This is a genomic window from Enterococcus sp. DIV0800, from assembly GCF_050559735.1.
GTDB lineage: Bacteria > Bacillota > Bacilli > Lactobacillales > Enterococcaceae > Enterococcus_A > Enterococcus_A devriesei.
This window is the reverse complement of sequence record NZ_CP187898.1, coordinates 831,600-843,092: the sequence shown is the minus strand read 5'-3', so window position 1 is coordinate 843,092 and position 11,493 is coordinate 831,600. Positions and strand designations below refer to the sequence as shown.

Here is an 11,493-nt window from a genome sequence, read left to right as displayed (position 1 = left end):
CTAATCCTCATAGCTGTCTAAACGCGCTTCGAAATCTTCTTCACTTTCATTGAAACGCATGACGTGGATATCTTCTGGTTCAAAGTACAAGCCGACCTTGCTGCCTTTTTTGGCTTTTTTAGTCGAATGCACCATCCACTCGTTGCCATCCGCGTCAATACAATTCATTTCATAATGCACGCCACGGAACAATTGCGTATCAACAGTCACGACTAGTTTGCCGTTTTCTGGTGTCGTTAAGCTTAAATCTTCCGGACGTAAAACCACTTCGACCGGTTCATTGGGACGCATTCCACCATCGACACATTCAAACGTCTTACCGACAAACTTCACTAGATTATCTTCAACCATCTCACCGGCAACGATATTACTTTCGCCAACAAAATCCGCCACAAAATGATTGATCGGTTCATCATAAATATCGACGGGTGTCCCACTTTGCACGATCTTCCCTTTATTCATTACAAAGATTTCATCACTCATCGCTAAAGCTTCTTCTTGGTCGTGGGTCACGAAAATAAACGTAATCCCCAAACGTTTTTGAAGTGCTCGTAATTCATATTGCATATCTGTCCGTAGTTTTAAATCTAACGCAGACAAGGGTTCATCTAATAATAAAATTTTTGGTTCATTGACAATGGCACGGGCAATTGCGACCCGTTGCCGCTGACCACCAGACATTTCGGTGATCTCGCGATTTTCATAGCCAGGTAATTGAACTAGCTTCAAGGCTTCTAAAACTTTTTTCTCGATATCCTTTTTAGACATTTTTTTGATTTTCAATCCGAAAGCGACATTATCAAAAACATTCATATGAGGAAACAAGGCATAGTCTTGAAAGACGGTATTGACTTGGCGTTTATTCGCAGGGATATCATTCATCCGTTTCCCCTCAAAAAAAATATCGCCCTCACTAACATCTGTGAAACCGGCAATGATTCTTAAAATCGTTGTTTTCCCACAGCCTGAAGGTCCTAATAACGTATAAAAACGCCCTTCCTCAATATCAAAATTTATTTTTTTCAATACCGGATCATCTTCGTCGTATTGTTTGACGACATCTTTAAAAGAAATAATTGTGTTTGCCATGACTTCACGTCCTTCTTCTATAAATAGGATTCTGTTGCGACGATCAACACTTTACTGATCCCCGCCGCTTGGTTTTGCAGCCGGTGGGGTTTGCTGGCCTCATAATAAATACTTTCCCCTTTTTCTGCTTGATACAAAGTTTCGCCAAATTGCAAAGCGACTTTTCCTTCCAAGACATAAATAAACGTTTCAGAGAGTGATGGAGTAAATTGTTTATACTGGCCTTTTTTATCTAAGGTCAATAAAATCGGCTCCATCTCTTTTTCATTAGATTCAGGAATCAACCACTTAATATGATAGCCGTGTTCTTCATCACTGTAAAAAGTTGTGTCCTCATCTTTATAAACGATTTTTCGTTCACCCGTTTTTTGCTTGAAAAATTCTGCAGGAGTGATGCCTAAAACTTCTAAAATATCAAAAAAAGTCTCCATTGAAGGAGAGCTTAGGTCACGTTCTAATTGAGAGATGTATCCCTTGGATAGATCTGTTCGTTCGCCTAACTCTTCTTGTGTTAAATTTTTTTGAATTCGTAAATTACGCAGCTTCTCGCCGATCTCCATGGCCGTCACCTCTAATTGTTTTTATAAAATAAGTTTTCTATTAGTAAACTTATTGTTTAATAGCACCTTTTCTAGTATACGAAGTTTTATCTAAAAATCAAGCATTTTGAAAAATTTTTCTTTTGCGCTTTTCATGGAAAATTAGGAAGAAAAGAAGTTTGCTTTTTCTTTCATTTCCGCTAAGATATATAGTAACCGAATTGTCTGCTGTTTTTTTAAATCATTAGCGATAATTCGACCTTGAAAAACGTAGTACTATTAATAGTTGGGGATTCCTAACTTTTGAATTCCCCACATTTTATGATGACTGATTGAATTGTTTTTTAATTTTAGGAGGGATAGTATGGCTGAATACCGCCGTTTACGAGTGTTAAATGATGAGACCGTTCACACTGAAATAGAAACCTTTGCGAAACCTGAAATTGATGAAGGCGAAGTTTTAATTGCTGTTCGCTATTCTGGCATCAATTATAAGGATGCCCTAGCAACAAAAGCCAATACCGGCGTGCTTCGTGATTATCCGATGACACCGGGGATCGATCTTGCCGGGAAAATTTTGACTTCAAATGACCCCAATCTTCAACCAGGTGATTCCGTTTTAGTTACCGGCTATGGCTTAGGTGTGAAACAAGATGGCGGTTTAAGTCAGCTGCAAGTCGTGCCAGCTGCCTGGTGTGTGAAAATCCCTGCAGGTCTGGATGAAAAACAAGTAATGACCTTTGGAACTGCCGGCTTCACCGCTGCTCTTGCCGTGGATGCTTTGCAGAAGCATGGATTGACTGCGGATAGTCGTGTCCTTGTCACTGGGGCAACCGGTGGTGTTGGCAGCTTTGCCATTCACTTTCTAAAACAAATCGGATGCGAAGAAATCATCGCTTTAAGTCGCAAAGAAGATCAAAAAGATTATTTGACCAAATTGGGGGCGACCTCTATTGTCTCGCCAGCCGAATTATTTCCAGAAAAAAATCGTCCGTTAAATAAACAGCTCACTGATTTTGTCGTAGATACGGTCGGGGGTGACACATTAGCCAAAGTTTTACCTTTCGTTAATTATGGTGGCAGCTTAGCTTTATGTGGCAATGCCGGTGGAATCAAGTTAACGACAACTGTCTTGCCTTTTATTTTGCGAGGTGTTAATTTATTGGGCATCGACTCAGTGGAAGCTTCCATGAGCCAACGACAAAAGCTTTGGCAAAAAATGGCTGATGAATGGACTTTACCAGCGGACGTAGCCGTTCAAGAAATCACGTTAGAACAAGTTCCCGCTATCGCGGATGCCTTATTAGCTGGCAAACATGTTGGTCGAACCATTGTTGATTTAGAAGCTTAGTCAGCGTTGGTCGAAGATTTAGACGAGTTTTATGTTTAAAAGAAGTGAATTCTTTATTAGAAACTATATAAACTAGGAGGAAATCAAGTATGAGAATTCTCATTACTTCCGGGGGAACATCTGAAAAAATCGACGATGTACGAGCCATCACGAATCATTCCAGTGGCAAACTAGGTAAAGCAATCGCCAAAACCTTCGCTGCTGACGGTGCAACGATCGATCTGATCACAACCCGGCAGGCGGTCAAAGTCGAAGATGAGAACATCCATCCTCACTATATTGAAACAACCGCAGATTTAGAACGAATGTTAAAAGCGTTAATGTCCGAAAATAATTATGACGCAGTTATCCATAGTATGGCAGTCAGTGATTTTACACCAGAAAGCTCCGTCACGCTGGAAGATTTAGAAACAGCCTTCGCCAAGCAGCCAAGCGATTTGCCAGCAGAACTGGCTAAGCTTGAAGCGCAGCGGACTGAGAAAAAAATTTCTTCTGACACTGATCATTTAGTGATCGTTTTGAAGAAGAATCCTAAAATCATTTCATTGATCAAACAATTACAGCCGGACACGATCTTAGTTGGCTTTAAGTTGTTGGTAGATGTACCGATGATCGAATTATTGAATGTAGCGAAAAAAAGTCTCGAAAAAAATCATGCTGATTTTATTTTAGCCAATGACTTAACAGAAATTTACGGTGAAAAACATCACGGTTATCTAATCAACCAGCAGCAAAAAGTCAAAGAGGCCCATACCAAAACGGAGATCGCTGAATTAATCAAAAAAGAAGTCTTGGAGTTGGAGGAAAAGAAATGAAAACTATTTTATTAGGAGTCAGTGGTAGTATCTCTGCTTATAAAGCAGCTGACATCACTAACCAGTTAACTAAAATGGGGTATAAAGTAGATGCGATCATGACCAAAAGCAGTACTGAATTTATTACTCCTTTAACGATTCAATCCCTCTCCCATCGGCGGGTTCATCTTGATGTGATGGAAGAACCAGATGCGGCCTTGATCAACCATATCGCTTTAGCCAAAACGGCCGATTTGTTTTTAGTTGCTCCGGCTTCTGCCAACACCGTTGGAAAACTGGCTAATGGAATCGCTGATGATCTATTATCAACCGTTGCTTTAGCCCTGTTGCCTGAAACACCCAAAATCATCGCGCCGGCAATGAATACGTATATGTATCAAAACCCGATCGTTCAACGCAACTTAACGACCTTGAAAGAAGTTGGTTACCAAGAAATCGAACCGCGAGAAGCCCTGCTAGCTTGCGGAGATTACGGCCGTGGTGCGCTAGCGAACGTTTCAGATATTATTCATGCTGTAAATACGACATTAAAGGAGTAACTAATGAAAGACCAAAATGTTAAAAGCTTTACTTTGACTGCCATGTTTTTAGCCATCATGATTATTTTAGCGGTGACCCCTTTAGGTTTTATTCCTATCGGACCAATCAACGCTACCACCATGCATATTCCGGTGATCATCGCCTCGATTATTTTAGGTCCGCGGATTGGCGCTGGACTAGGTGCCGTCTTCGGCGTAATCAGCTTGGCTCGTGCCACGGTTGTAATCACACCGATGTCCTTTGTCTTTTCGCCTTTTATTGCCAATCCATTGACGAATCACGGTGACTGGCGGGCTGTTATCGTCGCTATTATTCCTCGAATTTTGATTGGGGTCATTCCTTACTTTGTTTATAAAGGATTGCATCATTTCATGAAAGAAAAAGCACGTCCTGTCAGTCTATTCATCGCTGGCTTGGCGGGGTCTATGACAAACACGATCTTAGTCATGAACTTGATTTTCTTTTTCTTTAAAGACAGCTATGCTGACGTATTGCAAGTAACTGCCAACGCCGTCTACGGTGTCATCTTAGGCATTATTTTCGGCAGTGGCTTGGTTGAAGCCATCGTCGCCGGCATCGCAACGATGGGTGTCTGTGCCGTATTATTACGTTTAATGAAAAAATAAAAAATGCGTGCTAGTAGCTGTTTCAGCTTTCTAGCACGCATTTTTTATTTAGGCTCTTCGCCAATGATCCGGACTTCGGTTTCTAAAGTCACGTCAAATTTTTCTTTGATCGTTTTTTGGATATGGGCAATTAATTCAATATAATCGGTCGCTGTCGCATTGTTGATATTGACAATGAAGCCCGCGTGTTTCTCAGAAATTTGCGCGCCGCCCCAAACTAAGCCTTGCAAGTCCGCATCTTGAATTAATTTCCCAGTGAAATGACCCACTGGCCGTTTGAAGACACTGCCGCATGATGGATATTCCAAGGGCTGCTTCAACTGACGCAATTCAGTCAGCTCTTTCATCCGTTTTTCGATTTGAACCGTGTCGCCAGCCATTAATTTAAAACGAGCGGTTAAAACGATAGCTGGTTGTTCTTGGACCGTTGAGTGACGATAAGCAAAATTCATATCACTGTTGCTCCATGTTTCGATGGTGCCATCGGCTAATAAAATATCCGCTGACTCAAAAACATCTTGCAGTTGTCCGTCATACGCGCCGGCGTTCATAAAGACCGCACCGCCGATACTTCCAGGAATCCCACAGGCAAATTCGAAGCCGGTCAAGGAATGATCCAACGCCACATAAGTGGTATCGATTAATTTCGCTCCGGCTTGCGCCGTAATTACATTCTCTTCGACCCGAATCGTGGTCATTTCTGTTAGCATGATCACTACACCACGAATACCGCCATCTCTGACGATCAAATTGCTGGCATTGCCTAACACAATCCACGGAATAGCCTGTTCACGACAATAATCCACTAATGCCTTTACATCATCATTGTCTTTGGGAAATGCTAGAGCGTCCACGGGACCGCCGGTTTTTGTAAAGGTATAATTCATTAAAGGTTCATCCAAAAGGATTTTCAAATTAGGTAAAGCCTTCGTTAATTCCATTGTTTTCACTTTGATAAGCCCTTCTCCTTCGATACGGATAAATTTTTCAAACATCTTTGCTATTTTAGCACGTGGTAAAAAATCTTACCACCCCTTATAGTTGGTGGCGAATATGCTGACGCAACATTTGGGCACATAATTCATGACTAAGCAAAACATTTTCTTGACGCAAATCGACAGCCTTCCCCTGCAAAGCCGCAATAAATGTTTGGACTAGTTGTTGGAAGCCGCGTTTTTCTAAAGTTGTGGTCCAATCGCCAAAGCGGTGTACTTCTTCTATTTGTCCCCGTTTGATCTTTAGATCAGTTAGCTGCTCCAAAACCATCGTTTGTTCCGGCGAGCTGACTTGATAGCGTTCCAGCTTACCACCGCTCATCAGATCCATCGACAAAATACATTCAGTTGTGGCCGTGGAAAGCTGCATTTGCGCATAGACCATCTGCCCTTTTTCTTCACGAAGCTTAGAATGAACACTCATGATCTCATCATCCAGTAAGTACACCGCTGTATCCACTAAATGAATAAATAAATCATAGATTCCATATTGCGAATCCATCCCATGACTCGGCTCATTTTTTTGCAACTGGATTACTCGTTTTTCTGGCAACTGTTTCAACTGCTCGACCATTGGTGCAAACCGGCGATTAAAACCTACCATGAATAACAGTTCTTTTTCTTTAGCTAAGTCATCCAACGCTTGAACTTCTTGATAATTTTCACTAACTGGTTTATCCATGAAAACTGCTACACCGGCCTCCAAACATTTTTTTGCCAGCTCAAAATGAACCTTTGTCGCCGCATGAATAAAACAAGCGGTGATTTTTTCCGCTAAAAGCTCGTCAATGGTAACAACTGTTTTGGCAAAACTGTATTCATCCGCAATTTTTTTGCGCGTCGCTTCATTTCGCGTAGCAAAAATAAATTCTGCCTGATCACGCATTTCCGCGTAGGTTGGTAAGTAGGCTTTTTGGGCGATACCCCCGATGCCGATAACTCCGATTTTCATAGTTAAGACTCCTTTTTGATCGTTTTTTTTGATGAAATGCTAGACCGGCAACTTTGCTTTATTGCCTTTTTTCGTTACAATTAACTCATCTCAAATGTTACGGAGGAATGGATAATGAAATTAATTTCTTGGAACGTCAACGGCTTGCGAGCCGTGATGAAAAAGAATTTTATGGAAGACTTCAATAAGTTGGACGCTGATTTTTTCTGTCTACAAGAAACTAAACTGCAAGCTGGTCAAATCGAAATGGATCTACCCGGCTATTATGAGTATTGGAATTATGCCGAGAAAAAAGGCTACTCTGGTACGGCCATTTTTACCAAGCACGAACCGCTGAATGTGACCTATGGTTTAGGCATCGAAGAACACGATCAAGAAGGCCGCCTGATCACGCTGGAATACCCCGAATATTTTGTCATCACTTGTTATACGCCAAATTCGCAAAATGAATTGAAACGACTAGACTATCGGATGACTTGGGAAGAAGCCTTCCTAAATTATCTCAATAGCCTAAAGGAAAAGAAACCGGTGATCTTCTGTGGTGATTTGAATGTCGCCCATGAAAATATCGATTTAAAAAATTGGAAGACCAATCAGAAAAATGCCGGCTTCACTCCGCAAGAACGTGAAAAATTCAGTATCTTATTAGAGAATGGCTATATTGATACCTTCCGTCACTTCTATCCCGATCAAGAAGGCATTTATTCTTGGTGGAGCTACCGCTTCAATGCCCGCAAAAACAATGCCGGATGGCGGATCGACTATTTTGTCGTTTCCGAAGATTTGAAAGACAAGTTGCAAGACGCAAAAATCCATACAGAAATCTTTGGCAGCGATCATTGTCCCGTTGAATTAGACATTAATCTTTAAAAAGAGTAAAGCTGGTCCATTAAAACAGACACATAGAAAAAAATATGTTAAAACAATGGCGAAGAGGTGAATCAATTGAATTTTATCGCAATGGACTTTGAAACAGCGACTTACGAGGCACATAGCGCCTGCTCGTTAGCTTTAGTTATGGTAAAAAATAGTCAAATCGTCGGCGAATACTATTCGTTGATCAAACCTGAGACAGACTTCTTCTGGAAAAATATCCAAATTCACGGAATTCATCCCGAAGACGTGGCTGAAGCGCCGAAATTCCCAGATGTATGGCAAGAAATTAAACAATACTATCGAGAAAACCGCTTGATTGTCGCTCATAACGCTGGCTTTGATACGAAAGTTTTAGCAGGCTGCCTTGATTACTATCGCATTCAGCAGCCATCCTATCTTTCCCTCTGTACCGTGCGGACAAGCCGTAAGCTATTTCCAGAGATGCCTAATCATCGTTTGAACACGGTCTGTGACGAATTGGCGATCCCTTTGGAACATCACCACGATGCGTTGGAAGATAGCCGCGCCTGTGCGAAGATCCTGCTTTATCAAGAAGATCATTTTGGGGTCGACCCTTTAAAAAAATTAGTTTTACCGATGTGATAAAACGAAGACTGTTCTCGATGAACAGTCTTTTTTTAGTTGATCAATTTACTCATTAATAAAACATCCAAGAACGCTCCTTGTGAGTCTCGTGCCCCTCGTTGCATGATTGCTTCCATCTCAAAACCAAATTTTTGGTACAAGTGGATCGCTCGTTCATTTCTTTTTTGCACGGTCAATTCTAATCGAGCTAACGGCGAAACAGTTTCGCACCAATAGATCACCTCATCCAATAATGTAGAGCCTAAACCAATGCCCCAAAATTCTTTTAAGACACTGATCCCTAGTTCGCCAATATGAGAGACCGTAAATTCTGGTGCTGCTTTAACAGAAGCCATTCCGACAATCTTTTCATCCGCTAACGCTACTAACAATAGATTATTTTCACTTTCGTAGAGATCAGCTAACTGCAGACTCAATAATTCTTCGCTAAGTCCCAGCCCAGCTTCATCCATGATCAAAAAATCCGTCTCCTCCGCGATTTGGCGGCTGACTTGTAATATTTCTTTTTCGTCCACGGGAATCGCTTCACGTAAAGTAATCTCTACTTCACTCATTTTTCTTCCCACGCTTCCATGATGCGCACTTGAAAGTTTTTCGCCGCTGTTCCATGAGGTGTTAATTCGACTCGGCGCAGATTCTCATCCTGTTCATCCTTAGAAAGAATCAACTCCAAATAATCCTCCGGCACGTATTCCCCTAGTTGTCGGCCCCACTCGATTACTGAAAGCCCATCGCCCTCAAAATAATCATCTAAACCGAGATCGTCCGCTCCCCCTTCGATTCGATACACATCCATATGATAAAGCGGTAAACGCCCTTGCTGATATTCGCGAATGATTGTATACGTCGGACTCTTGATCATTTGATCGATCCCTAAACCTAAAGCGATCCCCTTCGTCAAGGTCGTTTTTCCCGCTCCAAGGTCGCCGGTCAAGACTAAATTATCGCTAGGCTCAGCCGCCGCGCCAATGATCTTTCCTAATTCTTCAGTTGCTGCTGTATCTATTAACGTTATCACGCTGATTCCCCTCTTTTCTACACCCATCAGTATACCGATTTGTGAGCTGTGAGAAAAGGAATTCGTTATATAAAACCAAAAAAAGCAAGAAACCGTGAAAGGAATTCTTGCCAGTTAGTTGCATATTATTTTTGAAGAATCCTGAAAGGAATTACTCGTTTAAAGAGACCTCTTCAGCCTTTTGAACGACTTTTGACTGGATCGTATAATGATCCGTATCCCCAGGAAATAAAACCATGATTGTGCTTTCTTTGCCTTGCGCTTTTAAAAATTCACGATCCACCACCGCTATTTTAGTTTGCGGATTTACCTTATCTGATTCCTTAACAAGAATATCAAAGCCTTCGCCATTCAATTCAACCGTATCAATTCCAATATGGATCAGTAGCTCTTTACCATCTTCCCTTTCGATCCCAATTGCATGTTTAGTAGGAAAAATACTGATTACCTTGCCATTGACTGGTGAAAATAATTCATCACTTATTGGCTCCACCGCAAATCCTGGTCCCATCATGCCTTGTGCGAAAACCGGATCATTGACCTCAGACAGCGGAATCAATTGACCTTCCGCCGGACTAAAAATAGCAGGGGTCTTCTTTTTAAACAATGAAAACATTTTTACACCCCCTTCATTTTGATTGTAATCAGCAAAATAATTAAACTAATCAAGCCGATAAACCCGATCGCTGAATAAAGAATCATTTTATTCTTTTGCGAAGCTTCCACCTGATCGCCGTAGAAATTTTTGTTTACAAAAAAGCATAGTGCGGCGCCAATAATGTTTCCCGTCAGTATTTGCTGGATCATACTGAAACTTAAAAACTTTTTCACCGCATCAGAACCCGTTTCTCTCGAAGTGATAAAGTACAGGCTCGCCGCTTGAAACAGGGTCAAAAAGGAAAGTAATAACGCCAATGCCAACCCAGGAATTTCTAAAACCAGTTGTTGGATCGCTATCTGTTGATCGAAGCTGACTAAAAATAAATAGAAATAAAAAATTGCCGGTAGGATGACCCAATAGCCAAGTAATAGATTTTTGCTCACCTTGATTGATTTAAGCGCTATCATTTTGATTTCTCCTTTTTCGTATGAATGTATTTATATTTCTTTCAGAAAAATAAGTTTGATTCTCAAGCCGTATACCATTCCACTAGTTTCTATCCTTTTTTCTCAGTTCTCAATTTTTTTGATTTTTTCTTTAACAAACTGTGAAAAGTCGAACTGGCATCCTTTTTCCAATAAATTTATTTTGAGGCTTTCTCTAATGAATCGCAAAGAATAAAACGATCATTCTTTAATGGCATAGACGCCATAGGAACGGCTTAAATAATCCATCAAACAATTCAGTGCGATCAATGACTGGCCTTGAATCATTCTTTTACCTACTACAAAATAGTCACAGTAATAATTTAAATGGTAGGTGCTGTGTCTAGCGAAATAATTATCACCAACAGCGGTTACAGCCAGAACCGGAATTTTTCGCATTTCAAAAGTCGTCAAATTCTCTTTTACTTCATCCGTTTCGCCACTTAAAGAAACCACCACGACACAATCCTTCTTAGTAATCATCGGCATCACCATATCCAGCTCGGTTTTGTTTGGCAAAACTAGCACACGCTTATCCACGCTCAACATCATTTTGTAAAATTCATCTATGGCGTTTTTTTGTGAAAAACCTGTCGCAAAGCAATAAATGATCTCACTATGTTCAAACATCTCATTAATTGGCTCCAAGTTGACCGAATGCATGTATTCCAGTGTTCGTTTGATGTCATCCGTTTGTTTTTCAAAAATATTCCGTTCGTCGCTTGTACTTGCTTCATTATTTGCTTCGGAATGCCTTAAAAAATATTTTAATTCAGAATAGCCGGAGAAGCCTAATTTCTTCGTAGTGCGTAAGACTGAAGATTTTGAGGCATGGACCAAATCAGCGAGATCCATGATCCCTAAAGCCTGAACTTTGTCCGGATTGGCTAACATAAAATGCAAAATTTCTTTGTCTAAATCTCCTAATTCTTCCATATGCTGATGAATCAATTGTTCTAATTTCATAAATTCCCTCCTCCCTCACTATTATACGTGAAGG

15 protein-coding genes are annotated in these 11,493 nt (G+C 40.9%); 6 read left to right on the top strand and 9 right to left on the bottom strand.

Annotated features, from left to right (window positions below):
• Both IGI54_RS04010 and IGI54_RS04005 read right to left on the bottom strand, forming a co-directional pair.
• The gene (locus IGI54_RS04010) at window positions 1–1,089 is read right to left on the bottom strand and encodes an ABC transporter ATP-binding protein (RefSeq protein WP_313630308.1); all 1,089 of its coding nucleotides are present in this window, start codon (window positions 1,087–1,089) and stop codon (window positions 1–3) included.
• 17 nt (window positions 1,090–1,106) lie between these two features.
• Window positions 1,107–1,649, bottom strand: coding sequence for a helix-turn-helix domain-containing protein (locus IGI54_RS04005; RefSeq protein WP_071863307.1), 543 nt, complete (start codon window positions 1,647–1,649; stop codon window positions 1,107–1,109).
• A gap of 343 nt (window positions 1,650–1,992) precedes the next feature.
• On the opposite strand from IGI54_RS04005, the gene IGI54_RS04000 reads away from it, so the two are divergent.
• The 4 genes from IGI54_RS04000 to IGI54_RS03985 all read left to right on the top strand — a co-directional run bounded on the left by IGI54_RS04000 (window position 1,993) and on the right by IGI54_RS03985 (window position 4,960).
• Entirely contained in the window at window positions 1,993–2,979 is a 987-nt protein-coding gene (locus tag IGI54_RS04000; protein WP_430621224.1) for a YhdH/YhfP family quinone oxidoreductase, read from the top strand.
• A gap of 89 nt (window positions 2,980–3,068) precedes the next feature.
• On the top strand, window positions 3,069–3,794 hold the full coding sequence (locus IGI54_RS03995; protein WP_071863305.1) for a phosphopantothenate--cysteine ligase: 726 nt from the start codon (window positions 3,069–3,071) through the stop codon (window positions 3,792–3,794).
• Entirely contained in the window at window positions 3,791–4,333 is a 543-nt protein-coding gene (gene coaC / locus IGI54_RS03990; protein WP_430621223.1) for a phosphopantothenoylcysteine decarboxylase, read from the top strand. The genes IGI54_RS03995 and coaC overlap by 4 nt, the downstream gene beginning before the upstream one ends.
• Before the next feature lie 3 nt (window positions 4,334–4,336).
• On the top strand, window positions 4,337–4,960 hold the full coding sequence (locus IGI54_RS03985) for an ECF transporter S component (RefSeq protein ID WP_084133313.1): 624 nt from the start codon (window positions 4,337–4,339) through the stop codon (window positions 4,958–4,960).
• Window positions 4,961–5,004: 44 nt separating this feature from the next.
• Here the strand turns inward: IGI54_RS03985 and murB are convergent, their stop codons facing one another.
• The gene (gene murB / locus IGI54_RS03980) at window positions 5,005–5,901 is read right to left on the bottom strand and encodes a UDP-N-acetylmuramate dehydrogenase (protein WP_430621474.1); all 897 of its coding nucleotides are present in this window, start codon (window positions 5,899–5,901) and stop codon (window positions 5,005–5,007) included.
• Between the two features lie 94 nt (window positions 5,902–5,995).
• Window positions 5,996–6,907, bottom strand: a complete 912-nt coding sequence (locus tag IGI54_RS03975) for a Gfo/Idh/MocA family protein (protein ID WP_430621222.1) — start codon at window positions 6,905–6,907, stop codon at window positions 5,996–5,998.
• 114 nt (window positions 6,908–7,021) lie between these two features.
• Between IGI54_RS03975 and IGI54_RS03970 the strand changes: the two genes are divergently transcribed.
• Window positions 7,022–7,777 carry an exodeoxyribonuclease III gene (locus IGI54_RS03970; RefSeq protein ID WP_430621221.1) on the top strand — a complete coding sequence of 252 codons (756 nt, stop codon included), beginning with the start codon at window positions 7,022–7,024 and terminating at the stop codon, window positions 7,775–7,777.
• A 75-nt stretch (window positions 7,778–7,852) separates the two neighbouring features.
• The gene (locus IGI54_RS03965; protein ID WP_430621220.1) at window positions 7,853–8,386 is read left to right on the top strand and encodes a 3'-5' exonuclease; all 534 of its coding nucleotides are present in this window, start codon (window positions 7,853–7,855) and stop codon (window positions 8,384–8,386) included.
• Window positions 8,387–8,421: 35 nt separating this feature from the next.
• Here the strand turns inward: IGI54_RS03965 and IGI54_RS03960 are convergent, their stop codons facing one another.
• The 5 genes from IGI54_RS03960 to IGI54_RS03940 form a co-directional block, all read right to left on the bottom strand.
• Window positions 8,422–8,943, bottom strand: coding sequence for an N-acetyltransferase family protein (locus IGI54_RS03960; protein WP_430621219.1), 522 nt, complete (start codon window positions 8,941–8,943; stop codon window positions 8,422–8,424).
• Window positions 8,940–9,407 carry a tRNA (adenosine(37)-N6)-threonylcarbamoyltransferase complex ATPase subunit type 1 TsaE gene (gene tsaE, locus IGI54_RS03955; RefSeq protein ID WP_430621218.1) on the bottom strand — a complete coding sequence of 156 codons (468 nt, stop codon included), beginning with the start codon at window positions 9,405–9,407 and terminating at the stop codon, window positions 8,940–8,942. The genes IGI54_RS03960 and tsaE overlap by 4 nt, the downstream gene beginning before the upstream one ends.
• Before the next feature lie 151 nt (window positions 9,408–9,558).
• Window positions 9,559–10,023 (bottom strand): PTS sugar transporter subunit IIA, encoded by a 465-nt coding sequence (locus IGI54_RS03950; RefSeq protein WP_430621217.1) that lies wholly within the window; start codon window positions 10,021–10,023, stop codon window positions 9,559–9,561.
• Between the two features lie 2 nt (window positions 10,024–10,025).
• On the bottom strand, window positions 10,026–10,475 hold the full coding sequence (locus IGI54_RS03945; protein ID WP_430621216.1) for a hypothetical protein: 450 nt from the start codon (window positions 10,473–10,475) through the stop codon (window positions 10,026–10,028).
• A gap of 219 nt (window positions 10,476–10,694) precedes the next feature.
• Window positions 10,695–11,459 carry a MurR/RpiR family transcriptional regulator gene (locus IGI54_RS03940; protein WP_430621215.1) on the bottom strand — a complete coding sequence of 255 codons (765 nt, stop codon included), beginning with the start codon at window positions 11,457–11,459 and terminating at the stop codon, window positions 10,695–10,697.
• Between the last annotated feature and the right edge of the window lie 34 nt (window positions 11,460–11,493).